This is a genomic window from Lysobacter auxotrophicus (assembly GCF_027924565.1).
GTDB lineage: Bacteria > Pseudomonadota > Gammaproteobacteria > Xanthomonadales > Xanthomonadaceae > Lysobacter_J > Lysobacter_J auxotrophicus.
Genome location: NZ_AP027041.1, coordinates 3,394,359 through 3,419,372, shown reverse-complemented (window position 1 = coordinate 3,419,372; position 25,014 = coordinate 3,394,359). Strand labels below are relative to the sequence as shown.

Here is a 25,014-nt window from a genome sequence, read left to right as displayed (position 1 = left end):
GCGAGAAACCCGCGCCGGAAGGCCGACTGCTCATGCCGACGGGTCTTTGACGGTGGCCCCGTCGTTGGCGGGATCAATGTCCGACAGGCCCTTTTCGACCGACACATCGCCCAGCGTCGGCATCGGCCCATGCGCCGGGTGCCAGCGCTTGAGCTGGTAGACGTAGGACAACACCTGCGCGACGGCGGCGTAGAGCTTCACCGGGATCTCCTGGTCGATCTGCGCATGCCGATACAAGGCGCGTGCCAGCGGCGGCGCTTCGATGATCGAGACCCGGTGCTTGCCGGCGACGTCGCGGATCGCCAGCGCCATCTCGTCCACGCCCTTGGCCACGACCTTGGGCGCGCGCATCTTGCCGGCCTCGTACTTCAGCGCCACGGCGAAGTGGGTCGGGTTGGTGACCACCACGTCGGCGGTGGGCACCGCTTCCATCATCTGGCGGCGCGACATCTGCGCGGCGACCTGGCGCACGCGCGCCTTCACTTCGGGGTTGCCCTCGCTTTCCTTGTATTCGTCGCGCAGCTCCTGCTTGCTCATCTTCAGGCGGTTGCGGTACGCCCAGTGCTGCCACGGCACGTCGATCAGCGCGAGCACGCCCAGCGCGCCGACCATCGCCAGCACGGCCTTGGTGATCAGCGACAGCCCGACGGATACGGCTTCCTGCAGCGACATGCCGGCCATGTCGGTGAGGTGGCGGAACGCGCCGTACACCACCATGCCGGCAAGCCCGCCGATCAGCAGCACGCGCAGGACCGAGCGCACCAGCTCGGCGGCGCTTTCCTTGCCGTACATGCGCTTGAAACCGTTGAGCGGGCTCAGCCGTGCGAAGTCCGGCGCCAGCGATTTGCTGGCGAACCGCAGCCCGCCCATCACCATCGGCGCGATGAAGCAGGCGCCCAGTGCGGCGAGCAGCACCGGCAGCATCGGCTTGAGCAGGCCGAGCAGCAGCGAGGCCGCGTGCGGGAGCAAGCGATCGGGCTGGTCGAGGATCGCCGGATCGATGACGAGCGCGTTGCGCAGCCACTCCTGCGACGCCGAGCCGATGCCCGAACCCGTCGCCACCAGCGCCATCGCCGCGCAGCCGAGTACCGCCACGTTGCCCAGTTCGCGCGATCGCGGGACGTCGCCGCGTTCGCGCGCCTCGCGCAATCGTTTCTCTGATGGCTGTTCGGTCTTGTCTTCCTGGTCTTCGGACATGGCTGCTTTCTGCTCCTCCCCCTGCGTGCAGGGGGTGAGAAGGGACTGCTTGCGCGCCATCGGCGCGCGTCCCTTCGAACGCCATCGGGCCATCGCCCGATGGCTGCGGGTTGGGAGGGGGTACGCGGCGCGTCAGCGCCGGGCATCGCGGTGAAGCTCGCCGCTGCGCGGCTTCGCGACCCCTCCCCAACCCTCCCCTGCAAGCAGGGGAGGGAGCATCAGGCCGTCACCGCACGCGCCGCCTCGAACGCCTGGTCGAACAGGCGGTCCACCGGACCCTGCATCTCGCGTGCCAGCAGCATCAGCAGCACCAGGCCCACCAGCAGCGCCACCGGAAGGCCCAGCTGCACCGGGTTGAGCTGCGGCGCCGCGCGCGCCAGCACGCCGAAGGCGAGGTTCACCGCGAGCATCGCCACGATCACCGGCAGCGCCAGCAGCAGGCCGGCCTGCAACGCGGTGGAGAAGAACGTCGGCACCACCGACAGGAACTGCTGCACGTCCGGAATCGGCGTGCCCAGCGGCAGCGCGTGGTAGCTGTCCAGCAGCAGCTTCACCAGCGCCAGGTGGGCGTCGAAGGCGAAGAACAGCAGCCCGAACACGAGGTAGAACCATTGCGACAGCACCGGCGAGGACGCGCCCGACAGCGGATCGGCCATCGTCGCGAACGACAGGCCCATGCCCTGGGACACGAGTTCGCCCGCGAACTGGCCCGCTTCGAACGCGAGCCGCAGGACCGTGCCGATGGCAAGTCCCACGGCGAATTCGCGCACCACGGTGAGCACGGTGGCGGCATCGACGCCGGCGGCCGGCGGCGTGGGCAGCAGCGCGGAGAGCGCGCCGGAAAGCGCCAGCGTGATGATCAACCGCGCGCGCATCGGCACGCCGCGCCCGCCGATCATCGGCATCGCCTGGAACGCGGCGCCGATGCGGATGGCATGCCACAGCACCGTGCCGAGCATGCCGAACAGGTTGAGGCCGTCGATGACGGTGGCGGTGGTGGGTTCCATCAGCGTGCGATCGAAATGCAGCGCGACCGGGTGGGGTTCACGGCGTTTCGGCTTTTGTTCGTCATTCCCGCCTTCGCGGAGTGACGAGCCTTTGTAGCCCGGGTAAGCGGAGCGCACCCGGGGATTGCGTCTGCGGAGGCGCTGCCCCGGGTGCGGCCTGCGGCCTTACCCGGGCTACAAAGGCCGGCGTTGTTCATCCGACGATATGCGGAATGCGATGGAACAGGTCCGTCGTGAACCCGACGAGCTTTCCGAGCAGGAAATTCCCCGTCAGCGCGAGCGTCGCCACCAGCGCGATGGCCTTCACGACGAAGCCGATCGTCGGTTCGTTGAGCTGCGTGGCGGCCTGCACGATGCCGACGACCACGCCGACGACGAGCACGGCGATCAGCGGCGGCGCGCCGAGCAGCAGCGCCATCTGCAGGCCGCGGCCGATTTCGGTGAGTGCGGTTTCGGGCGTCATGGCGGCGCCCTCAGACCGGATTGAACGAGGCGGCGAGCGAGCCCACCACCAGCACCCAGCCGTCCACCAGCACGAACAGCAGGATCTTGAACGGCGCGGAGATCAGCATCGGCGAGAGCATCATCATGCCCATCGACATCAGCACGCTCGCCACCACCAGGTCGATGATCACGAACGGGATGTAGATCAGGAACGCGATCTCGAAAGCGGTCTTCAGCTCGCTGGTGAGGAACGAGGCGGCGAGCACGCTGAAGGGCACGTCCTGCGGCGTCGCGTAGGGGCCGCTATTGGACAGCCCGGCGAAGGTCATCAGGTCGTTCTCGCGGATCTGCGCCAGCATGAAGCCGCGAAACGGCTCCGATGCGGCGGTCCACGCGCTGCGGAAATCCATCTGGTCGTTGAGGTACGGCGCGATGCCCGCGGCCCACGCCTGGTCGAACACCGGCATCATCACCATCGCGGTGAGGAACAGCGCCAGCGCCAGCAGCACCTGGTTGCTCGGCGTCTGCCCGGTGCCGAGCGCCTGTCGCAGCAGGCCCAGCACGATGATGATGCGCGTGAACGCGGTCAGCCCCAGCAACGCCGCCGGCAGCAGCGTGATGCCGGTCATCAGCAGCAGCACCTGCATCGGCATGCTGACCGGCTCGCCGCCGACCTTGCCCACCGTGACCGCGGGCAGCGGCTTGTTCAGTGAGGGCAGGCCGGGGGCGGAGAGCGGCGCGGCCTGCGATGCGGCCTGTGCGGCGACGGGGTCGGGGAGGGCCTGGGCGTTGGCGGGCTGGGTCAGCGCGGGGACCGCGACGGCGAATGCCAGAACCAGTGCAGTCGCCACGCAGACGCGGCGAATCAGATTCACCGTCATTCCAGAGAAAGCTGGAACCCATTTCGATGTTGCGATTGCGGTCGGATGCACGGTTCGAAGATCAAGATGGGTTCCAGCTTTCGCTGGAATGACGGGTGGGCAGGGGCGAGCGGAGCGAACGGTGGCCGGAATGCCAGCGCTCGACTACGGCTTCTTCCCAAGATGTTTCTGCAGCAACTGCGCGAACGGCGTCGCGAGGTTCTGCAGTCCCGGGTTCCCCTGCGAAGGCTGTGCCACGGGCAGCGGTTCGCTGAGCGTGTGCAGCGTGGTCATGCCGTTCTGGCCGACGCCCAGCAGCAGCTGCGTGCCGCCGACGTCCACCACCACCACGCGATCGCGCGGTCCCAGCGTCAACGAGCCGACGACGCGCAGCGCGCTGCCGCCGCCGGTCGCGCGGCCGAAGCCCGGCATGCGCTTGGCGAGCCAGCCGAGCGCGAGGATCAGCGACACGACCAGGATCAGCGCGAACACCGCACCGCCGACGCCGGGGCCTTCGGGTTGCTTGCTGAAGGTCTGGGGTTTGGCGGGGTGGCCGAGGGTGGCGGTGTGTTGCGTGCCGGTGCCCGGAACGCTTTCGATCGCAACGCTTTTGGCTCCTCCCCCTGCGTGCAGGGGGTGAGAAGGGACTGCTTGCGCGCCATCGGCGCGCGTCCCTTCGAACGCCATCGGGCCATCGCCCGATGGCTGCGGGTTGGGAGTGGGTAGCTCGGACGCGCCAGCGTCCGAGGCTGTCTGCGCTTGAAGCTGCGAAGGACCCGCCGCAAGCGGCGCGCACCCCTCCCCAACCCTCCCCTGCGAGCAGGGGAGGGAGCTGTCTGTCGCAGCGGATGTCGGAGCAGGCGCGGAAACCAGGGATGCAGCAGTAGTCGCGGAGGCAGGGCCAGCTGCTGGAGCAGCAGCTGCCTGAACCATCGGCGCAGTCGTCACCGCGAACGCAGCGTGGCCTACGGCCACCGTCGCCTCGCCGCCAGAACCCATCCCGCTCATCGCAGCCTCTTGATCCGCTCGGCCGGGCTGACGACGTCGGTGAGGCGCACGCCGAAACGGTCGTTCACCACGACCACTTCGCCCTGCGCGATCAGCGTGCCGTTGACGTAGAGATCCAGCGGCTCGCCGGCGGCGCGCTCGAGTTCGACCACCGAGCCCTGGTTGAGCTGCAGCAGGTTGCGAATCGGGATGCGCGCGCGGCCGACTTCCAGCGACAGCGTGACCGGCACGTCGAGGATCACGTCCAGGTTGAGGTCGCTGGCGATGCCCGTTTCGGCGGTCAGCGGATCGAAGGCGGCGCGTGCGGCGTTGTCGGAAGTGTTCATCGGTCAGGCCTGGGTGAGCGCGTTGGCGCTGATGGTGTCGAGTTGGTTCGGGTTGTGCGGGTCGAACACCGGCGCGCTGCGGACCGCGTGCACGGCGTTGACCTTGATGGCGTTGCGGCCGTTGTGCGTGCCGAATTCGCCGGAAAACAGCGGCATCTGCTCGACCTTCAGCGTCGCGGTGCCGGGCAGTTCGATCGGAATCACGTCGCCCACGCGCAGCCGGCACAGGTCGCGCAGGCTGATCGAGCGCTGCGCCAGCACGCTGGACAGCTCGATCTCCGCGTCGTGCAGCTGCGAGCGCAGCGCCACCGTCCAGCTTTCGTCGCGCTCGATGCGGTCGCTCTGCACGCCCGCGTCGAGCTGCTCGCGGATCGGTTCGAGCATCGCGTAGGGGAAGGACACGTGGAACTCGCCGCCGCCGCCTTCCAGTTCGACGTGGAAGCGGCACACCACGATGTATTCGCGCGGGCTGATGATGTTGGCGAAGTGCGGGTTGACCTCGGAGTTGAGGTATTCGAACTCCACCGGCATCACCGGCGCCCAGGCATCCACCAGGTCGGCGAAGGTCTGCTTGAGCAGCAGCTGGATCACGCGCATTTCCGTCGGCGTGAACTCGCGGCCTTCGATGCGCGTGTGGTACTTGCCCGAACCGCCGAAGAAGTTGTCCACCACGGTGAACACCAGGCGCGGTTCGAACATCACCAGCGCGGTGCCGCGCAGCGGCTTCATCTTCACCAGGTTGAGGTTGGTCGGCACCTGCAGCGAGTGCATGTACTCGCCGAAGCGGATCAGGTCGATGCCGCGCACCGACAGGTCCGCCGAGCGGCGCAGCAGGTTGAACAGGCCGATGCGCCAGGTGCGCGCGAAGCGCTCGTTGATCATCTCCAGCGTCGGCAGCTTGCCGCGGACGATGCGGTCCTGGCTGGCGAAGTCGTAATTGCGCGCCTCGCCCGGCGCCGGCGGCGGCTCGGTCTCGACCGCGCCGCTGTCCACGCCGTGGAGGAGGGCGTCGATCTCGTCCTGTGAAAGCAGGTCGGTCATCATCGAAGTCGCGCTCCGGCGGTGGTTACTGCGTGACCAGGCTGGTGAAGAACACGGCTTCGACCTTGTCGGGCGCGCGTTCGGCCTTCAGCACGCCGCGCACTTCGGCCAGCGCCTGCTGCTGCAGGCGTTCCTTGGCCGAGCGCTGCGCGAGCTGGGCGGCGGTCTGCTGCCCGAACAGGAGCAACAGGCGGTTGCGGATGGCGGGCGTGTGCAGTTCCAGCGCCGCGCCGGTGGCTTCATCGCGCGTCATGACCTGGACGTCGGCCTGCAGGTAGCGCACCGAGGAGGTGTCGGCGAGGTTCACCACGAACGCCGGCTCCAGCGCGTAGTAACGCGCCGGCTGCGCGGCGGCGGGTTCGGGTTTGTCGGCGTGCGCTTCGCCGCCGCCACGGCCCTGCAGGAACCAGAACGCGCCGGCACCGGCCAGGCCGACCGCCAGCAGGGCGATCAGGATCCACAGCGCGAGGTTGTTGCTCTTGGGCGCGGGCGGAGCGGCTTGGGCGGCAGGCTTGGACATTGCGGTGGAACTCGGCGTGATGGGGATGCCGTGTCCGTGCAAAGCGTGTGCCGGTGGGTTTGAGCTCCTCTCTCTGCGGGAGAGGGGTTGGGGTGAGGGGGGGCGAAGTGACGGTGCCACCGATCGCACGGTTTTAGCCCCTCTCCCTCCGGGAGAGGGGTGGGGTGAGGGGCGGCGGAGTGTCGGCGTCAACGATCGCGCGGTTTTAGCCCCTCTCCCTCCGGGAGAGGGGTTGGGGTGAGGGGCGGCGTAGTGGTGGCGCCACCGATCGCACGGTTTTAGCCCCTCTCCCTCCGGGAGAGGGGTTGGGGTGAGGGTCGGCGTAGTGGGAATGGCGCAGGTCGTTGTTGCGTGCTCTTCCTATCGGGAAGAAGGAAAAAACTAGCCTTGCAACGCACGGCAGTTCGAGCGCTACGGCTTCGTTGCCCCTCACCCCCACCCCTCTCCCGATGGGAGAGGGGCTCAAGAGCCGCGTCGGGGTTTTGACGGAGGTGCGGCGTCAGACTCCCGACAGCCCCCTTATGCGTACTCGTCCAGCAACCCGCGCGACGCCCGGACCGTCGGGCCGCGCGTCCAGCCCGCGTCGCTGGCCGCATCACCGCGCTGGTCCCCACTGGCGAACGACGGCGAGGCCGAACCGTTCGAACCCTGCTGCTGCGTCTGCCGCTGCCCCACGTCCGCCTGGCCCAGCTGCAAACCCTGCTGGCCGAGCATTTCCTTCAGCCGCGGCAGGCTGGATTCCAGCGCGTGGCGCACGTCGGGCTGGGCGCTGTTGAATTCGGCGTTCACGCGGTTGCCGTCGATCTGCAGCCGCACGTCGATCGCGCCCAGGTGATCCGGCGTGATGCGGATTTCGGCGTGGCCGACCTTCTGGTCCGCCAGCCACGCGATGCGCGAGGAGAAGCCGTCGTCGAAGCCGTTGTCCAGCGGGATCGGCGCGTTCGCCTGCACCGCCGCGGCGGCTGCGCGCAGCGGATGGCTGCTCATCGTCGAGACCGACAGCGGCGCGGTCGGCGTCGTGTCGCCGATGGCCGTCGAATCCAGCGTCGCGTCCGGTGCGTCGGTCGCCTTCGTGTCGGCCGATGCCGCCGCGCCCATCGCCATCGCGAAGGCCGCCGTGGCATCGCCCTCGGTCGGCGCCGCCGCAGCGATTTGCGCGCCGGGCAGCGTCGGCAGTACCGGTGCGGCCGCATTGCCGCCGCGGGGATCGGAAGCGGTCGCCACGGCCACGCCACGCAGCAGGGCCGGCGGCTGCGCTTCGGTGGCCACGGCGAAAGCGTTCGCGGCGGGAGCGGTGCTCGCGCCCGCCAGGCCGTTGAGCAACGCCAGCATCTGCTCGGGAAGCGGCGGCGTCGCGGCGTCGTTCGTCGCGGCCGCGGTGGCCGCGTTCGTATCGCCCCCGGCAGGCGCCGCTTCGTCCGTGGTCGAAGCCGATGCGTCGGCCTCGTCCTTCGCGCCGGCCGTCTCGCGCGGCGCGTCGTCCCTGGATTCCGCACGCGTGGTGTCGCGGGCATCGTCCTTCGGCCTGGCTTCGGCGGATTTGCTCTCGTCGGACGAACGCGCGTCCTCCGACGCACGCGGCGCACCCGCATCGCGCGGCTTCGCCTCGTTCTGTTTGGCTTGCGTTGAGGCGTCGGTCGTGCGCGACGCCGGACTCGACGTCGCGCCGCGCGCGCCCTGCAGCATCCGGTCGAATCCGCCGGAGGCGTTGGCGTCATCGTGCGCGTTCGACACGCGCGACGGTCCGGAAGAAGTGTCGCGCGCCGAACCCGCGCGCTGCCCGCCGAAGAGGGCGTCGAACGCCTGCATCACTCCGCTCCGTCGCCGCCGTTGGCGCGGCGTCGGCCGCCCAGGTCGTCCAGTTCGCGCTGCACGCGCTGTTCGGCCACGCGCGATTCCTGCGCGCGGTAGCTGTCGGCCAGCTTCTCCAGCACCTTGTTGTCGCGGCTGGCGAGCATCAGGCGCGTGCGCTCGACGTCGCGGTTCTGCCGGCTCGAATCGACGATGCGCGTCTGCTGGTCCACCGCGGTTTCAAGCTTCGCGCGGAAGGCGATGCGGTTGGCGAGCAGCGCCGGCGCGATGGTCGCCTCGTTCGGCGTGATCGCGTATTCCTCGGCGTAGCGGCGCAGCGCGTCCAGGCGTTGTTCCTGCTCGGCGAGCTGGCGGTCGCGTTCGGCGACCTCGCGCGCGGCGGCGTCCTGGCGCTGCTGCATCAGGTTGAGCAGGGGATCGAGGCGTTGCGAGCGGGTCATACGGTCTCCGTCGTGCGAGCGACAGTGGGTTCACGGACATCGTCGAGCAGTCGGGCGAGCGCATCGCGACTGGCCGCCACGTCGGCGGCTTCGCTCACGTCCTGCCCGAGGAAATTCAGGATCGCCGGCCAGCGCGCCAGCGCTTCGTCGACGACCGGGTCGTTGCCGCGCTGGTACGCGCCGATGGCGATGAGGTCGCGCTGTGCGTTGTAGGCCGACATCAGGCGCTTGAGCTTGCGGATGCGCTCGCGCCACGGCGCGTCGGTGATGTCCTGCATCACGCGGCTCACCGACACTTCCACGTCGATGGCCGGGTACTGGCCGGCGTCGGCGATGCGGCGCGTCAGCACGATGTGGCCGTCGAGGATCGCGCGCGCGGCGTCGGCGATGGGTTCCTGCTGGTCGTCGCCTTCGGTGAGCACGGTGTAGAACGCGGTGATCGAACCGCGCCCGTCGGCGCCGTTGCCCGCGCGTTCGACCAGCGCGGGCAGCTTGGCGAACACGCTGGGCGGATAACCGCGCGTGGTCGGCGGCTCGCCCACCGACAGGCCGATCTCGCGCTGCGCATGCGCGTAGCGGGTCAGCGAATCCATCAGCAGCAATACGTGCAGGCCCTGGTCGCGGTACCACTCGGCGATGGCGGTGGCGCGCAGCGCGCCGTGCAGTCGGGCGAGCGGCGGGCGGTCGGCGGGCGCGGCGACCACGACGGCGCGACGCAGGCCTTCCTCGCCGAGCGTGGCTTCGACGAAATCGCGCACTTCGCGGCCTCGTTCGCCGATGAGCCCGACGACGATGACGTCGGCGGCGGTGAAGCGGGTCATCATGCCCAGCAGCGTGGATTTACCGACGCCGGAACCGGCGAACAGGCCCACGCGCTGGCCGCGGCCGATGGGCAGCAGCGCGTTGATGGCGCGCACGCCGACGTCGAGCGAACGCGTGATCGGTTCGCGCATCAGCGGATTGACGGACTTGCCGGCCAGGCCGACCCAGCTTTCGGCGCGGATCGGGCCGCGGCCGTCGAGCGGCACGCCGTCGCTGTCGATCACGCGGCCGAGCAGGCCCTCGCCCACCGCGACTTCACCGCGCTGGCGCGAGGGCACGACGCGCGCGTTCGGCAGCAGGCCTTCCAGGTGCGCGCTGGGCATGAGGAAGGTGCGGTCGCCGGAGAAACCCACGACTTCCGCGTCGACCCACACGCCGCCCTGGGTTTCCACGCGGCAGCGCGAGCCCAGCGGCGCGCTGCAGCCGGAGGCTTCGAGCGTGAGGCCGACGGCGCGACGCAGCACGCCTTCGCGCGCGAGGCCCATCGAGAGCGGCTGCGACGAGGCAGCGCCCAGGCGCGCGGCGAGGCGGAGGTTGCGGGCGTCCTGCCAGTGGGAGGCGGGGGTGGTCATGCCTGGGCTGTGCAAGAAGCGGGCCGAAGCTTCTGCTCCCTCCCCTGCAAGCAGGCGAGGGAGTCAAATGCGTTTGTAGCCCGGGTAAGCGGAGCGCACCCGGGGCGCACGTCTCCGGAGCCGTTGCCCCGGGTGCGGCCTTCGGCCTTACCCGGGCTACAAGAGCGAGGCTTCGCAGGCGGCTTCACCGCACCGCCCCATGCGCCGCGATCGTGCTCTCCAGCGCCGCCTGCAACCGCGCCGCCAGCGTGCCGTCGATGCGCACGCTTTCGCTGTGCACGCGCAGTTCGCCGCGCGCCAGCGTGCTGTCGTTGGTGAAGCGCACGCCGTCCAGGCCGGCGAGGTGCGGATACAGCACGCCCATGTCGTCCGGATGCAGGCGCAGTTCGACGCCGCGCTGGCTGGTGCCGACCGCGTCCAGCGCCTCGCGCACCAGGTCGGCGAGCAGCGACGGATCGGCCGTGTACGCCGGGCCGATGAGCGAGCCGGCCACGCGCACGGCCAGTTCGGCGAGCGCCTCCGACACTTCATCGTCCAGGCGCGCGAGCGGCCGCGTGAAGCCGTCGAGGATGCCCTCGATCTGCGCGACCAGCCGGCGCACTTCGGCCTGGCCCGTCGCGAACCCTTCCGCGTGGCCGCGCGCGAGGCCGTCGGCGTAACCCTGTTCGTGCGCGGCCTGCTCGATCGCCTGCAACTCCTCCACGCTCGGCGGCGGCGGAAGTTCGACGATCGGCTCCGGTTCGACCGGCTCCAGCCCCGGCGCGGTCCAGCGCACGGCGCCGGCCATTTCGGTGTTCCACGACGCCGTCAGGCTCATACGAACGCCTCGGCCTTCGCCGCCAGCTGGATCGTGCCGGCGTCGGCCATCTTGCGGACCATCGACAGGATTTCCTTCTGCGCCGCCTCGACTTCAGCCAGGCGCACCGGGCCGCGCGCCTCCATGTCTTCCACGAGGATTTCGGCCGCGCGCTGCGACATGTTGGAGGTGATCTTCTCGCGCACCTTCGCCTCGGCGCCGCGCAGCGCGACGGAGAGCTTGTCGTTGGGCACTTCGCGCAGGATGGCCTGCATCGCGCGGTCGTCGATCTCGGCGAGGTTGTCGAAGACGAACATCAGGTCGCGGATGCGCACGCCCAGCTCGCCGTCGACTTCGCCGATGGCGCCGAGGATCTGCTCGTCCTGGCCCGAATCCATGAAGTTGAGGATGTTCGCCGCGACCTTCACGCCGCCGACGGAGGACGACTTCAGGTTCTGCGCGCCGGCGAACTGGCGCGCCATGACGTCGTTGAGTTCGTTCAGCGCGTTGGGCGGGATGCCGTCGAGCGTGGCGATGCGCAGCAGCACGTCGGCGCGCACGCGGTCGGGCAGGCACTTGAGCGCTTCGGCCGCCTGGTCGCTTTCCAGGTGCGCCATCACGATGGCGATGATCTGCGGGTGTTCGTTGCGGACGAGGTCGGCGATCGCGCGCGGCTCCATCCACTTCAGCGTGTCCAGGCCGGACGTGTTGCGGCCCAGCAGAATGCGGTCGATCAGGCCGCTCGCGCGTTCCTCGCCGAGCGCCTGCACCAGCACCGCGCGCACGTATTCGTCGGCGCCGGCGCCCAGCCCGCTGGGCTGCGCGAGCGTGTCGACGAACTGGTCGATCACCTTGCCCACGGCGTCGCGCGAGACGCCGCTGACCGAGGTCATCGCGACGCCGAGCTTCTGCACTTCCTTGGCGCTCATGTGCTTGAGCACCTCGGCGGCCTGCGCCTCGCCCAGCGAGAGCAGCACCACCGCGGCGCGTTGCACGCCACTCAGACCGGTCGTATCAGGCATCGGATTCCACCCACTCGCGCACCACCTGCGCCACACGCTTGGAGTCGTTGCTCACCGCGGCGCGCGCCACTTCCAGCTTGTCGTCGAAGCTCATCGTGCCCGGCGGCAGCGCCGGCGGCGGCGCGTCCTGCGCGGGCGCGGAGAGCGCGACGGAAATCTCCTCGTCCTCCACCGGGACGACGGTGGCTTCGGCGAGCGCCTTCCTGTTCTTCTTCTGCTCGGGCCTTGCGCCCATGAGCTGGCGGAACATCGGGCGCAGCACGAACAGGATCAGGGCCAGTACCGCGAGGCCGCCGACCACGATGCGCAGGAATTCCATCGCGCGCGGGTGCTCCCACAGCGGCGCCTTGTCTTCCTCGCCGAGCGCGGCGATGTCGCGGGCGAACGGCGCGTTGACCACCGACACCGCGTCGCCGCGCTGCGTATCGAAGCCGATCGCCTGCTGCACCAGCGACTCGATGCGCTTGAGTTCGGCATCGTTGAGCGAACGCAGCGACGGCTTGCCGTCCTTGCCGATCGCCGCCGGCACGTTGTCCACCAGCACCGCGGCGGTGACGCGGCGCACGCGGCCCGGACCCTGGCGCGTGTGCGTCAGCGTGCGGTCGATCTCGTAGTTGCGCACCGAACTGCGCGAGGACGGCCCGTTCGGCGCGGCCTGCTGCTGTTGCTGCGCGACGGCGGCGGCGTTGGAAGCGTTCGCATTGGGTGCGGCGTTCGCCGGCGGCGCGGCGGCCAGCGTGTTGCTCGCGCTGCCCGGCACGCCCTGCGGCGCGTTGTTGCCGCCGGCGCTGGATTCGGACAGCTGCTCGCTGCGGATCATCGGCTGCTGCGGGCCGTAGACCTCGCGCGCCTCTTCGGTCTGCGCGAAGTCCATGTCCACGCTGACCTGCGCGCTGACGCGGCCGTTGCCGGTCATCGGTTCGAGCAGTTCGTGGATGCGCTGGACGTAGGTGGCTTCCAGGCGATGCTGCTGGTCGAACTGCTTGGCGCTGATGGCGGCGTCGGAATCCGGATCGACGTTCGACAGCATGCGGCCGTACTGGTCGACCACGGTGACGCGCTCCGGCGGCAGGCCGGGGATGCTCGATGCGACCAGGTGCACGATGGCGTCGACCTGGCCCTGTTCCAGCGCCGCGCCGCTGTGCAGCTGCAGGACGACCGACGCGCTGGCCGGCTCCTTCTGCCGCGTGAACGCCGACGGCTTGGGCATCGCCAGGTGCACGCGCGCCTCGCGCACGGGGCGCAGGTTGGCGATGGTGCGGGCGAGTTCGGCTTCCAGCGCGTGCTGGTAGCGCGCGTTCTCGATGAACTGGCTGGTGCCGAAGCCCTGGTCGCCCTTGATGGCGTCGAAGCCCGAATCGGTCTTCGCCGGCAGGCCGGCCGCGGCGAGCGCGAGCTTCGCGTTGCCGAGCTGGTCCTGCGGGACGGCGAGCGCGCCGGAACCCGGATCGATGCGGAACGGGATCTGCGCGGTGGTCAGAAGCTCGGACGCTTCGCTGGTGGACTTCGGGTCGAGCCCGGCGAACACCGGCACGTAATCCGGCTTCTGCGTCCAGAAGAACATCCACAGCCCCAGCGCGATGACCGCCGCCACCAGCGCGAACAGCCCCAGCTGCCGCACGACCGGAATGTCCTGCAGCCCGCGCAGTTCGCGCAGCTTGGATTGGTTGGGGAGGGTGATGACGGCCATGGGTGTGATTCGTGATGGGTGATTCGTGGTGGACGAGTCGTGATTCGTGATTGGTGATTCGTGATTCGTGATTCGGACGGCGACGGTTGGGTATTCGGTGGAATCCGGCGTGTCGGCTGGTGCTTTCGCGAATCACGAATCACGAATCACCAATCACGAAAATCACACCGGCATATTCATCACGTCCTGGTAGGCCTGCACCAGGCGGTTGCGGACTTCGACCGTGGCGCGGAAGGCGACCTGCGACTGCTGCATGGCGACCATGACGCGGGCGAGGTCGGCGCGCGGATCGCCCAGTTCGAACGCCTGCTGCAACGCGCCGGAGGTGTTCTGCGCGCGGCTCACGCTGTCGATCGCGTTGCTCAGCGTCTGCTGGAATCCCGGCGCGCCGGCGCCACCGACGGCACCCGGCGCACCCGATGCCGCCCCCGGCGCGAGCGCCGACGGGGCAATGGCGTTACCCGGCGCGGCGTCCGGCCCGCGCATGCGCATCTCGTGCGCGCGGATCTGCGACAGGATGGAAGAGATGGCGTCGGTCATGGTCCGTGGCGTGCTACCCAGGTCGTCCTGACCGATACAGGCAAGCGCCGTGCCACGGGTTCATGAACGGGTTTCTGGCGCAGGCCTCGGGGCGGTGACGCGATTCCGGCGTCCGGGTTGTTGATGCGGCCATGGTGGGCATGGCGCGCGTTGCGTAGGACGCCGCCGCGCGGCCGGGGCACTCTCATGTCCGCGAACCACTCTCACCGTCATCCCGGCGAAGGCCGGGACCCAGGCCGATCGCGCAAGGGCACTCCCGCTCCGGCAAACCACCCCACCGTCATTCCAGCGAAAGCTGGAACCCATCTTGATGTTGCTCCTGCTCCGCGCTTGCTGCCGCCCGTGCTCTTGTCGCTTCGCTCCGTCCTTGATCAACAGCAATAGGCGGCAAAAACAGCAGCACCAACAGCAACAACAGCTGCAACCGAAACCGCAAAGCGCCGCGGCTCTTGTAGCCCGGGTAAGCGGAGCGCACCCGGGGGCTTTCGCCGTCGCACAACAAATGGGTTCCAGCTTTGGCTGGAATGACGGTGAAGAGGTTCACCGGAAAGGGAGTGCCCGCGCGTTACGGGCCTGGGTCCCGGCCTTCGCCGGGATGACGAGGAAAAGCCGAGAGCGCACGGGTTCCAGCGTTCGCTGGAATGACGATGTTCAAGCCCCTCTCCCCCGGGAGAGGGGTTGGGGTGAGGGTCGGCAGAGCGTCAACGCGGGCGCGCGCGATGCCTGCTTTGCGTTCGGGCCGAAGATCAGATGGGTTCCAGCTTTCGCTGGAATGACGGTGAAGTGGTTCAGCGGGATGGGCGTACCCGCGCGTTACGGGGCTGGGCCCCGGCCTTCGCCGGGATGACGATGAAAAGCCGAGAGCGCACGGGTTCCAGCGTTCGCTGGAATGACGGTATTCAAGCCCCTCTCTCCCTGGAGAGGGGTTGGGGTGAGGGTCGGCAGAGCGTCAACGCGGGCGCCCGCGATGCCTGCTTTGCGTTCGGGCCGAAGATCAAAATGGGTTCCAGCATTCGCTGGAATGACGGTGAAGTGGTTCACCGGGGATGGGAGTTCCCGCGTGTTACGGGCCTGGGTCCCGGCCTTCGCCGGGATGACGAAGCTGTTCAATTCCCAATTCCCAATTCCCAATTCCCGAATCCCGAATCACGAATCACGAATCACGAATCACGAATCACGAATCACGAATCACGAGTCACGAGTCACGAGTCACGAGTCACGAGTCACGAGTCACGAGTCACGAGTCACGAGTCACAATCACGAATCACGAATCACGAATCACGGACAGCAAAAACGCGAGCGCTAACACTCCGGCTTCTGCAAAACACGAATCAGAACTCCCCCGCCAGCTCCATCGTGTCGCGCTCGATGCCGTACTTGCGCAGCTTTTCCACCAGCGTGGTGCGGCGCAGGCCGAGCAGCGGGGCGGCGTGGGCGACGACGCCGCCGGTCTGCGCCAGGGCGGCGCGGATCAGGTCCAGTTCGATGTTCGCGATGTGCCCGCGCAGGTCGATGCCCTGCGGCGGAAGCGTCGTGGTCGGCGACAGGGTCGACGGGTCCGGCGCTTGTGCCTCGCGCATCAGCGCCATCACCGGCGCGGGTTCTTCCGGCTGGATGGCATCGATCGACGCCAGCGTTTCGGCCGGCAGCGTGCAGCGGTAACGCGCGGGCAGGTCGTCGGCGCGCACCAGGCCGTTGGGATGCAGCACCGACAGGCGTTCCAGCAGGTTGCTCAGCTCGCGCACGTTGCCCGGCCACGCGTACTGCTGGAGCATCGCGACCGCATCGCCGGCGAGGTTCACGCGGCCGCGGCCACTGTCGGAGAGCTGGCGCGAGATGGCGTTGATCAGGTCCGGCAGGTCCGCCGCGCGCTCGCGCAGCGACGGCATCTCGATGGGGAACACGTTGAGGCGGTAGAACAGGTCCTCGCGGAATTTGCCTTCGGCGATGTGCGATTCCAGGTTGCGGTGCGTCGCGGCGATCACGCGCACGTCGCACTTCATCGTCGCGCCGCCGCCGACGCGCTCGAAGCAGCGCTCCTGCAGCACGCGCAGCAGCTTCACCTGCATCGCCATCGGCATGTCGCCGATTTCGTCCAGCAGCAGCGTGCCGCCTTCGGCCATTTCGAAACGGCCCTTGCGCTGCGTCAGCGCGCCGGTGAAGGCGCCCTTCTCGTGGCCGAACAGTTCGCTTTCCAGCAGATCCGGCGGGATCGCGCCGCAGTTGATCGCCACGAACGGCTTCTCGCGACGCTTGGAACGTGCGTGGATCGCGCGCGCGGCGACTTCCTTGCCGGTGCCGGATTCGCCCAGAATCAGCACGGTCGTGTCGAAGTTCGCGACCTGGTCGATCATGCGGTTCAAACGCAGCACGGCGGCGCTGCGGCCGGTCGGGCCGACCTGCGGGATCTCGCGCCGCGCGTCGTCGTCCAGACGCTTGAGGCTGGCGCGACGCAGCACGTCCTGCAGCTGCGTGCGACGGATCGGGTAATCCAGCGCCCACACCTGGTCCGGATGCAGCTGCACGCGCCATGCGGCGTTGTCGGCATGGCCCGGCAGTTCCAGCACCGGCGGATGCATCGGGTGCGAACCCAGCCATGCGGCGAAACGCTCCCACGCCTGCGTATCGCCCGACGTATCGCCGGCGATGACGGCGACCCAGTCGGTGGCGCGCGCGCGATCGAGGTTGATCTCGCTGGCGTCGCTGGCGATGCGCGGGGTGAAATCCATGAACTCCAGCAGCGTGGCGACGCGTTCGGCGCGCGCCATGTCGGTGTCGATCAGGAGGATGCGGGACTCGCTCATGGGGTGTCTTCCGAAGCCAGGCGCTCCAGCAGCGGGAGCACGTCCTGGATGTAGGCAAGCTTGCTGACGAAGGCATCGGCGCCGGCGCGCAGGGCGTGCTCGCGGTGCTCGGTGTCGTCGAAATGACTGGCGATGACGATGTAGGGCAGGGGTTCGTCCTGCGCCTTGATCAGGCGCGCGGCCTGCAGGCCCCCCATCTCCGGCATCGCCATGTCCATCAGCACCACGTCCGGACGCAGCGTCTCGCACTGGGTGATGGCTTCGATGCCGTTGCCGGCGGTGCCGACGACATTCGCCCACGGCTGCTTGCGCAGATGGCGGATGGCCGCGCTGATGAAGCCCGGATGGTCGTCGACGATGAGGATTCGCAGTTCACGCATGATGGTTTCAACCGGCCTTGGCGTAGGTGACCGGGCGGCGGCGCTGGCGCGCCGGCGCGATGGCCAGCTGGTCACGGTACTTGGCGACGGTGCGACGCGCCACGCGCACGCCCTGGCGGGCGAGCAGGCCGGCGATGGTGTCGTCGGCCAGCGGCGCGTGCGCCGGTTCGTCGTCGATCAGGCGCTTGACCATGGCCTTGACCGCGCTGCCGGACACCTCGGCGCCTTCCAGGCGCACGGCGAACAGGCGCTTGAGTTCGATCGTCCCGCGCGGCGTCTGCAGGTACTTGCCGCTGGTGATGCGCGAGACGGTGGATTCGTGCATGCCGATGGCGTCGGCGACCTCGCGCAGCGTCAGCGGCGCGATGGCTTCCTCGCCGCGTTCCAGGAACGCGCGCTGGCGATCGACCAGCACCTGCGTGGTGCGCAGCAGCGTGTCGTTGCGCATCGCCACGCCGCGCACCAGCCAGCGGGCTTCGTCGAGCAGCCCGCGCAGCGCGGACACGTCGCCCGGCGCGTCGGCGAGCGCGCGTTCGCAATGCGGCGCGATGCGCAGGCGCGGGGCGGTGCGCGAGTTGAGCGCGACGTGCCAGCGGCCATCGGCGCGCCAGGCGACGACGTCGGGCACCACGATGTCGCGCTCGCTGACGGCGGCGTCGCGGATGGGATGCGCGCGCAGCGTGAGGATCAGCGCCACGGCGTCGCGCACGTCGGCGGCGTCGGCGCGCAGCACCTTCGCGAGCGCGGCTTCGTCGTGCATCGCGAGCAGGTCGATGTGGTCCTTGAGGATGCGCGCGGCGAGCGTGCGGGCGGCCGATTCGGGCTGCATCGAAAGCTGCGCGGCGAGGCATTCGGCGGCATCGCGCGCGGCGACGCCCGCCCATTCGCCGTGGAGCAGGCGCTGGCGGACGATTTCCAGCTCCGTGGCATCGACGTTGCAGGAGCTGGCGCCGAGCAGGTGCAGCTCGTCGAGCGGGGCTTCCAGGTAGCCGCGGTCGTCGCACTGGTCCAGCCACCACGCGGCCAGTTCGACGTCGCGCGCGTTCCACTGCAGCGACAGCGACTGCAGCAGGCGCACGCGCGGATCGCTCGATTCCCCGTCGGCGATCCGCGCAGCCGCATCGTCGTCGAACTCGCCGCCGCCGTTGCCACCGGAAAGGAACGACGGCTCCGGAAGCTCGTCCCATGCGGCGGCGTCCTGCTGCGCGTCCGTCGCCGGGTCGACCCCCTCGTCCTCGGCTTCGTCCTGCTCGAGCAGCGGGTTGCGCTCCAGCGCCTGGGCGAGCTCGAGTTCGAGCTGCGGCGCGGTGAGCTGCAACAGGCGGATCGACTGCAGCAGTTGCGGCGTCAGGTTGACGCCCAGCCCGAGCTTCGGGCTCATCGTTGCTTTCACGTTTGTGTCCCCATCCGCCGGAGCCGGCGGCCACGAACGTCATCGTGATGTGAAGGTGACGGCAAACGAATCGGGGCGTTCCCGGACAAAAGCCGGGGAATTCCTGTCGGTTTGTAAGGGCATGCCCTACTTTGCGACGTGTTTCTGACTGGGGCTGTTCGCGCGCGTCAGGCTGTGACGCGCAGGGGCACGGAGATCGTCGTCACTGTTGGGGTTTGTGACGAGGAATTGGCGGCGGCGCGCGTCGGGTTCGTGGCGTTGCGGGGGAACTGCAAGGGGTGGGCCAGAGGGGGGTGGTGAGGGTGGGCGGTGAGGGTGGGGATCGAGGTGGGATGCAGGCGTCGTGCTTCGCTCTTGATCGTCATCCCGGCGAACGCCGGGACCCAGGCCCATAGCGCACGGGCACTCCCATGGCGGCGAGCCACACCACCGTCTTTCCAGCGAAAGCTGGGACCCAGGCCCGTAGCGCACGGGCACTCCCATGGCGGCAAACCTCCCCACCGTCATTCCAGCGAAAGCTGGAACCCATTTTTGCTTTTGCTCTTGCTCTCGCACTCGCACTCGCTCTTGCTGCTGCCCCTGCTCTTGATCGTCATCCCCGCGAAGGCGGGGATCCAGGGACTTTCCACGCTTTGACGCCAGCACTTCAGACGAAGAATTTTGCTGTTGCTGTTGTTCGTCGCTAACCGCCCAGATGCGGAAACGCCATCGGTAAAGCATGAAACGTCCCTGGATTCCCGCCTTCGCGGGAATGACGAGCAGAGGCAAGAGCGAAGGGCGAAAAGCTCAATGGGTTCCAGCTTTCGCTGGAATGACGGTGACTTGGTTTACCGCGAAGAGAGTGGCCGTGCGCTACGGGCCTGGGTCCCGGCGTTCGCCGGGATGACGGTGACGTGGTTTACCGCAAAGAAAGTGCCCGCGCCCTACCGACCTGGGTCCTGGCTTCGCCGGAACGACGGTGACGTGGTTTACCGCGAAGAGAGTGCCCGTGCGCTACGGGCCTGGGTCCCGGCATTCGCCGGGATGACGATCAAAAGCGCCTTTCGCGGAAATGACGAGCCAGAGCAAAGAGAGTGGCCGTGCGCTACGGGCCTGGGTCCCGGCGTTCGCCGGGATGACGATTGAAAGCGCCTTACGCGGAAATGACGAGCCCGGGCGAACGCGAAGGGCGAAGGCGAAGACAGAGCGAAGCGCCAGATGGGTTAATGCTTTTTGCCGCCGCCCTTGCCGGGATGACGATGACCTGCCCCGTCGGGCGAAGACGCGCCGGCTCAGCCGCCGCTCAGCCTGCCGGCCGATCGTGCAGCCGCATCGCCATGCGCAGCAGTTCGATGGCGTTCCGGCAGCCCAGGGTGGCCATGATGCGGGCGCGGTGGGTTTCCACGGTCTTGACGCTGATGCCGAGGTCCGCCGCGATCTGCTTGCTGGTGCGGCCGGCGCCGAGGGCGGCGAGGATCTCGCGCTGGCGCGGGGGCAGGGCGTCGACGCCTTCCTCGCTGCGCGGGCGCGCGAACAGTTGCGGGGCCGAGACCTGCGGGCTGAGGTAGGTGCGGCCGGCGGCGGCGGCGCGGATGGCGATTTCCAGCTCGGCCGGCGCGGCTTCCTTGACGACGAAACCGCTGGCGCCGCGGGCCAGGGCCTCGCGCACGTGGGTGGGATCGTCATGCATGGACATCACCACGACGCGGCAGTCCGGATGGTCGCGGCGCAATTCGACCAGCGCCTCGAAGCCGCTGCGGCCGGGCATGGAGAGATCGAGCAGGACGATGTCCGGCCGGTGCTGGCGCGAGCCCACGACGGCCTGGTCCGCGTTGGCGGCTTCGGCCACGACCTCGATGTCGACGAACGATTCCAGCAGGCGCCGTAGCCCGGCACGAACCAGTGTGTGGTCGTCGCAGATCAGTACGCGCAACAGCCCCGAGCCCAACTTCCGTTCCCCAAAAAAGCGTCAACTCTCCGTCAGGGCACCTTAGCCGAGGTGACGCGGAGGGACCATTCGTTCACCTCGGGAATGTGACGTGTCTGACAAATGTTCCACCGTGCGGCGGGGTACCGGACGGGGTGGTATGGCGCTTTTTGTCAGGGCTGTCGCATTTATTTTCGCGATCGGCCAGCGGTGCGACGCGGAATGTTCCACGCGTTCGGCTCGTGGCGGGTCGATGAGGGAGTGCCCATGCGGTGCGGGCCTGGGTCCCGGCCTTCGCCGGGATGACGGTTCGACCCGGCATCGGGCCCGGCGCGATCAGCGCAGCCGCCGGCTCTCCGCCACCTGCTTGCGGTGGAGGCGGAACAGGTGGCGCTCCAGTGCGTCGGCGAGGTTGGGCGACAGCGGTTCGAATGCGAGCCACGCGCGTGCGCCTTCCACGGCGATCACGTGCGACGGAAGTTCGATGCAGTCCGGCAACCAGTCGGCGGGTTGCACGCGCAGCACGCCGCGCGCGCCGGGACGGATCGCCAGCGCGTCGCCGAGCACGTCGATGCGCGCGCCGCGCGTGGACCAGCGCAGCACGGTCGGCGGCGGGAGGTCGCCGCGCTCGCGCAGCATGGTGCCGAGCAGGCCCAGCACCAGGTCGATCTTGGCTTCCACGCGTTGCAGCGCGGACGAGGGTTCGGCGTGATCGTCGCCGTCTCCCTCGCTGCGTGCGTTTTCGCTCAGCGCGAGCGAGGTGAGCAGCATTTCCGCGCGCGCCACGCCGACGTGCGCGGCGGGCGTATCGGCGAAACCGGGCAGGAACGCCGCCGGGCGCCGGTCCTGGTGGACCAGCACGTCCCCGAACAGCTCCGCCTCGGCCGCCTGCCAGTTCATCCGCCGAAGCTCCGGTACGCCAGCGCGCCACGGCGTTCGCGGCCCATGCGGGCGAGGATCGCCGCGGTTTCGTCGCGCATCACCACCAGGTCGGCGAGCAGCGCGTGCTGCTGCGCCAGCAATTCGCGCCAGGGTTCGGCCGACAGCGTGGAGAGTTCGGCCGACGCCAGCGCCTGGTGCAATGCGCGGTCGTGTTCGGCGAGCAGTTCGAACGCGCGCTCCCACTGCTGCGCGTGCATCGCGGCGCGAACATCGGCCTCGGGCAGCGCGGGAATGGCGGGCGTCATGGCGGCGCGCGTCACGGGGTCTTGGGCGCGATGGCCAGCCACGCCGATTCGATGTCGCCCAGCAGCGAATCCACCTCGGTCAGCGCCGCGGCGTCGTTGTCGCTGTTGGCGATGAGCAGGCGCTGCTGCGCGTAGTCGTACAGCGACTGCAGGCCCTGCGCGATCTCGCCGCCGGCTTCCAGGTTCAGCGCGCCGTTGAGGCCGGTGATCAGGCCGCTCGCGTCGCTGATCGCCTTCGCCTTGCGCGGGATGTCGCCGCGTTCCAGGCAGGCGCCGGCCAGGCGGATGCGGTCGCGCGCGCCGGACAGCATGAGCGCGACGAGACGGTGCGGATCGGCTTCCAGCACGGCGGCGCTGACGCCGGTGCTGCGGTACTGGTTGGCGTAGTTGCGGTGGCCGAGCATGGGAAGGTCTCCTTAGGACATCGAGCCGAGTTGCTGCGAGAGGTAGCCGCTGGATCCCTGCAACTGCGTGACCAGCTGTTCCATCGCGGTGAACTGCGCGGTGTAGCGGGCCTGCAGCGATTCCATGCGCCGGTCGAGGTCTTCGTATTGCTTGTCGTAGGTCTTCATGCGCGCGTTGAGGCTGTCGGTGCGCGAGTCGAGCAGGCCGTCGGTTTCCAGCACGCTGTCGAGCATGCCTTCCAGGTCCGCGCCGTAGCCTTCCTCGCCGGAGAACAGGCGCGAAAGCGCGCCCGGATCCTCGCCCAGCGCCTTGGCGAGCGTGCTGGTGTTGAGCGCGAGCGTGCCGTCGGTGTTGATCGACAGGCCCAGCTCCTTGAACGCCACCACGTTCTCGCTGGCCATGTTGCGCAGCGAACTCTGCAGGCCGCGCACCATCGAATCGCCGGTGAGCGCCGAGGCGGTCTTGGTTTCGGCGTTGTACGCGGTGAGCGACTTGGTCAGGCCGATCGACGCGTTGTACGCCGTCACGAACGACTGCAGCGTCTTCTGCACCGCGGCGTCGTCGGTGTCGACCTTCAGGTTGAAGGTTTCGCCGGGCTTGGCTTCGGTGAGGTTGAGCGTCACGCCCGGCAGCAGGTCGGTGAGGCTGTTGCTGCTGGAGGTGCGCGTGAGGCCGTCGACCTTCACCACCGCGTCCTTCGCCGCGACGGTTTCGGTCATCGAGGTGGACACGCCCGGGTCGTAGGTCAGCGCCGACAGGCCGCCGTCGCCGCCGCTGGTGGTGACGCGCAGCTTGCCTTCCAGGCCCGAATCCACCGCGGTGAGCACCAGGTGCTGGCCGCCGTCGGCATTCACCAGGCTCGCCTGCACGCCCTTGCCGGCAGCCGCGGTGTTGATGGCGGTGCGGATGTCCGACAGCGTGTTGCGGCCTTCGACGATGTCGACTTCGATCTTGGTGTCGCCGGCCTCGATGACCAGCTTGCCGGTGCCGATCTTCGCGTCGGCGGCCTTCGCCGGCGAGGTGAGGCGGTGCGCGGTGGCGAGCGATTCGACTTCGATCTTGTATTCGCCCACGGCCGCGGTGGTGTCGGCCGAGGCGGTGAAGCCGGCCTTGTCCTGCACGGTCGCGGTGCGTGCGTCGGTGCCGCCGTCCTTGCGCAGTTTCTCCAGCGCGGACTGCAGGCCGGAGAAGACGCTCTTGAGCGAGCCCATCGCCGACAGCTGCGTCTTGGCGGCGTTCTCGCCGCGCGCGATGCGGCTTTCGATCGGGGAGCGTTCGGCGGCGACGAGCTGGGACACCAGCGAGGGGATGTCGATGCCCGAACCAAGCGTGGAAATGGCCATGACCGCTTACCCTCCGCGTCGACCGTGGACCGCGTGGCGCGGTGTGGGGCGGGGCGAGAGATGAGCGGTCATGGCGACTCCTTTCGGAAAGAACCGACGGGATGCGTTCGCGCGCATCCCGCCGGGGTGCCATCGGGGCGCGCATCCCGCGCCCCGTCTGGCGGTGGATCAGCCCAGCAGGCTGAGGACGTTCTGCGGTACGGCGTTGGCCTGGGCGAGCATCGCGGTACCGGCCTGGCTCAGGATCTGGGTACGGGTCAGCTCGGCGGTTTCCTTCGCGTAGTCCGCGTCACGGATACGGCTGCGCGAAGCGCTCAGGTTCTCGCTCGTCGCCTGCAGGTTGGCGATGGTCGAGGTGAAGCGGTTCTGCACCGCACCCATGTCGGCGCGGGCGGAGTTGACGCTGGTCAGGGCCTTGTCGACGATTTCCATGGCCTGCTGCGCGCCGGTGAAGCTGGAGATGTCGAGGTCCTTGATGTACTTCGTGCTGCCCGCCGAAGCGGTCGCGGTGGCGCCGATGCCGGCTTCGGCCATCGTGATGCCCGTGCCGCCCGTCAGCGTGCCGGCGGTGAAGGAGAAATCCTTGCCCGCGGTGATCGAGGTCAGCGTCAGCTTGTTGCTCGAATCCAGCGAGGCGTAGACGCCGGTCTGGTCCATCTTGTCGTTGATCGAGGCGGCCATCTTCTTGGCCACGTCGCCGCCGGTGTCGCCCACGCCGATGTCGATGGTGTCCACCGTCACGCCGTTGATCGCCATGCCGGCGAGGGTGCCGGTCGCCGTGGCCGTACCGGCCGAGACAGCGGCGGTCGAGGTCTGCGCGGCGGCGAACTGGGCCTTGCCCAGCGCGTTGGCGTTGGCGTCGACGATGCTGTTGACGGCGATGGTCTGGCCCGAGTTGGCGCCGACCTGGAACAGCGCGCCGGCGAAGGAGCCGTCGAGCAGCTTGGTGCCGTTGAAGTTGGTCTGGTTGGCGACGCGGTCGATTTCCGAGACCAGCTGCGAGACTTCGGCGTTCAGCGCGTCACGGTCGGACTGCGAGTTGGTGGCGTTGGCCGACTGCACGGCCAGTTCGCGGACGCGCTGCAGGTTGTTGCCGATTTCGACCATCGCGCCTTCGGCCGACTGGGCCAGCGAGATGCCGTCGTTCGCGTTGCGCACGGCGACGTCGAGGCCGCGGATCTGCGTGCTGAAGCGCTCCGAGATCGCAAGGCCCGCCGCGTCGTCCTTCGCGCTGTTGATGCGCAGGCCCGACGACAGGCGCTGGATGGTGGTGCCGAGGCTGGCGCTGCTGGTGCCCAGGTTGCGCTGGGCGTTGAGCGACATCACGTTGCTGTTGATGACTTGTGCCATGGTGGTTCTCCGTAGGTTTCGGTTAGGGCACCGGCGAAGCGCTCGCCGGCCGGCAATTACCGCAGTGGTTGGTCGGTGTTGCCGGCCCTTGCCGCTGCTGAACTAGGTAGCGGCCCACGTTTCGAAACCTTTAGCTCCTGGTTGACAAG

At 68.8% G+C, this 25,014-nt stretch carries 25 protein-coding genes; all 25 read right to left on the bottom strand.

Annotated features, from left to right (window positions below):
- Positions 1-30: 30 nt before the first annotated feature.
- Positions 31-1,197, bottom strand: coding sequence for a flagellar biosynthesis protein FlhB (flhB, locus tag LA521A_RS15550; protein WP_281779760.1), 1,167 nt, complete (start codon positions 1,195-1,197; stop codon positions 31-33).
- Positions 1,198-1,415: 218 nt separating this feature from the next.
- Positions 1,416-2,204, bottom strand: a complete 789-nt coding sequence (gene fliR / locus LA521A_RS15545; protein WP_281779759.1) for a flagellar biosynthetic protein FliR — start codon at positions 2,202-2,204, stop codon at positions 1,416-1,418.
- Between the two features lie 193 nt (positions 2,205-2,397).
- Positions 2,398-2,667, bottom strand: a complete 270-nt coding sequence (locus LA521A_RS15540) for a flagellar biosynthetic protein FliQ (RefSeq protein WP_115844895.1) — start codon at positions 2,665-2,667, stop codon at positions 2,398-2,400.
- Between the two features lie 10 nt (positions 2,668-2,677).
- Positions 2,678-3,529: a flagellar type III secretion system pore protein FliP gene (gene fliP / locus LA521A_RS15535; protein WP_425494531.1), complete on the bottom strand. Its 852-nt coding sequence runs from the start codon at positions 3,527-3,529 to the stop codon at positions 2,678-2,680.
- A gap of 144 nt (positions 3,530-3,673) precedes the next feature.
- Positions 3,674-4,108 (bottom strand): flagellar biosynthetic protein FliO, encoded by a 435-nt coding sequence (gene fliO, locus LA521A_RS15530; protein ID WP_425494606.1) that lies wholly within the window; start codon positions 4,106-4,108, stop codon positions 3,674-3,676.
- A 404-nt stretch (positions 4,109-4,512) separates the two neighbouring features.
- Positions 4,513-4,842 (bottom strand): flagellar motor switch protein FliN, encoded by a 330-nt coding sequence (gene fliN, locus LA521A_RS15525; RefSeq protein WP_281779758.1) that lies wholly within the window; start codon positions 4,840-4,842, stop codon positions 4,513-4,515.
- A 3-nt stretch (positions 4,843-4,845) separates the two neighbouring features.
- Entirely contained in the window at positions 4,846-5,883 is a 1,038-nt protein-coding gene (gene fliM / locus LA521A_RS15520) for a flagellar motor switch protein FliM (protein ID WP_281782119.1), read from the bottom strand.
- Positions 5,884-5,908: 25 nt separating this feature from the next.
- Positions 5,909-6,403, bottom strand: coding sequence for a flagellar basal body-associated FliL family protein (locus LA521A_RS15515; protein WP_281779757.1), 495 nt, complete (start codon positions 6,401-6,403; stop codon positions 5,909-5,911).
- 519 nt (positions 6,404-6,922) lie between these two features.
- Positions 6,923-8,212 carry a flagellar hook-length control protein FliK gene (locus LA521A_RS15510; RefSeq protein ID WP_281779756.1) on the bottom strand — a complete coding sequence of 430 codons (1,290 nt, stop codon included), beginning with the start codon at positions 8,210-8,212 and terminating at the stop codon, positions 6,923-6,925.
- Entirely contained in the window at positions 8,212-8,655 is a 444-nt protein-coding gene (gene fliJ, locus LA521A_RS15505) for a flagellar export protein FliJ (protein ID WP_281779755.1), read from the bottom strand. Before fliJ ends, LA521A_RS15510 begins: the two co-directional genes overlap by 1 nt.
- A complete protein-coding gene (gene fliI / locus LA521A_RS15500) occupies positions 8,652-10,049 on the bottom strand; it encodes a flagellar protein export ATPase FliI (RefSeq protein ID WP_281779754.1) in 1,398 nt (465 codons plus the stop codon). The genes fliJ and fliI overlap by 4 nt, the downstream gene beginning before the upstream one ends.
- 184 nt (positions 10,050-10,233) lie before the next feature.
- Entirely contained in the window at positions 10,234-10,836 is a 603-nt protein-coding gene (locus tag LA521A_RS15495; protein ID WP_281782118.1) for a FliH/SctL family protein, read from the bottom strand.
- Between the two features lie 26 nt (positions 10,837-10,862).
- Positions 10,863-11,849 carry a flagellar motor switch protein FliG gene (gene fliG, locus LA521A_RS15490; protein ID WP_281782117.1) on the bottom strand — a complete coding sequence of 329 codons (987 nt, stop codon included), beginning with the start codon at positions 11,847-11,849 and terminating at the stop codon, positions 10,863-10,865.
- 10 nt (positions 11,850-11,859) lie between these two features.
- A complete protein-coding gene (fliF, locus tag LA521A_RS15485) occupies positions 11,860-13,557 on the bottom strand; it encodes a flagellar basal-body MS-ring/collar protein FliF (RefSeq protein ID WP_281779753.1) in 1,698 nt (565 codons plus the stop codon).
- Positions 13,558-13,719: 162 nt separating this feature from the next.
- The gene (gene fliE / locus LA521A_RS15480) at positions 13,720-14,097 is read right to left on the bottom strand and encodes a flagellar hook-basal body complex protein FliE (protein WP_281779752.1); all 378 of its coding nucleotides are present in this window, start codon (positions 14,095-14,097) and stop codon (positions 13,720-13,722) included.
- 280 nt (positions 14,098-14,377) lie between these two features.
- Positions 14,378-14,641, bottom strand: a complete 264-nt coding sequence (locus LA521A_RS15475; RefSeq protein ID WP_281779751.1) for a hypothetical protein — start codon at positions 14,639-14,641, stop codon at positions 14,378-14,380.
- Between the two features lie 787 nt (positions 14,642-15,428).
- A complete protein-coding gene (locus tag LA521A_RS15470; protein WP_281779750.1) occupies positions 15,429-16,901 on the bottom strand; it encodes a sigma-54 dependent transcriptional regulator in 1,473 nt (490 codons plus the stop codon).
- Positions 16,898-17,281 carry a response regulator gene (locus LA521A_RS15465; RefSeq protein WP_281779749.1) on the bottom strand — a complete coding sequence of 128 codons (384 nt, stop codon included), beginning with the start codon at positions 17,279-17,281 and terminating at the stop codon, positions 16,898-16,900. Before LA521A_RS15465 ends, LA521A_RS15470 begins: the two co-directional genes overlap by 4 nt.
- Before the next feature lie 7 nt (positions 17,282-17,288).
- Entirely contained in the window at positions 17,289-18,674 is a 1,386-nt protein-coding gene (gene rpoN / locus LA521A_RS15460) for an RNA polymerase factor sigma-54 (RefSeq protein WP_281779748.1), read from the bottom strand.
- Between the two features lie 1,282 nt (positions 18,675-19,956).
- Positions 19,957-20,586: a response regulator transcription factor gene (locus tag LA521A_RS15455; protein WP_281782116.1), complete on the bottom strand. Its 630-nt coding sequence runs from the start codon at positions 20,584-20,586 to the stop codon at positions 19,957-19,959.
- A 330-nt stretch (positions 20,587-20,916) separates the two neighbouring features.
- On the bottom strand, positions 20,917-21,480 hold the full coding sequence (locus LA521A_RS15450) for a PilZ domain-containing protein (protein WP_281779747.1): 564 nt from the start codon (positions 21,478-21,480) through the stop codon (positions 20,917-20,919).
- Positions 21,477-21,782, bottom strand: a complete 306-nt coding sequence (locus LA521A_RS15445) for a hypothetical protein (RefSeq protein WP_281779746.1) — start codon at positions 21,780-21,782, stop codon at positions 21,477-21,479. Before LA521A_RS15445 ends, LA521A_RS15450 begins: the two co-directional genes overlap by 4 nt.
- Positions 21,779-22,171 carry a flagellar export chaperone FliS gene (gene fliS / locus LA521A_RS15440; protein WP_281779745.1) on the bottom strand — a complete coding sequence of 131 codons (393 nt, stop codon included), beginning with the start codon at positions 22,169-22,171 and terminating at the stop codon, positions 21,779-21,781. Before fliS ends, LA521A_RS15445 begins: the two co-directional genes overlap by 4 nt.
- A gap of 12 nt (positions 22,172-22,183) precedes the next feature.
- Positions 22,184-23,515: a flagellar filament capping protein FliD gene (gene fliD / locus LA521A_RS15435; protein ID WP_281779744.1), complete on the bottom strand. Its 1,332-nt coding sequence runs from the start codon at positions 23,513-23,515 to the stop codon at positions 22,184-22,186.
- 168 nt (positions 23,516-23,683) lie between these two features.
- Positions 23,684-24,865, bottom strand: a complete 1,182-nt coding sequence (locus tag LA521A_RS15430; RefSeq protein ID WP_281779743.1) for a flagellin — start codon at positions 24,863-24,865, stop codon at positions 23,684-23,686.
- Positions 24,866-25,014: the final 149 nt, after the last annotated feature.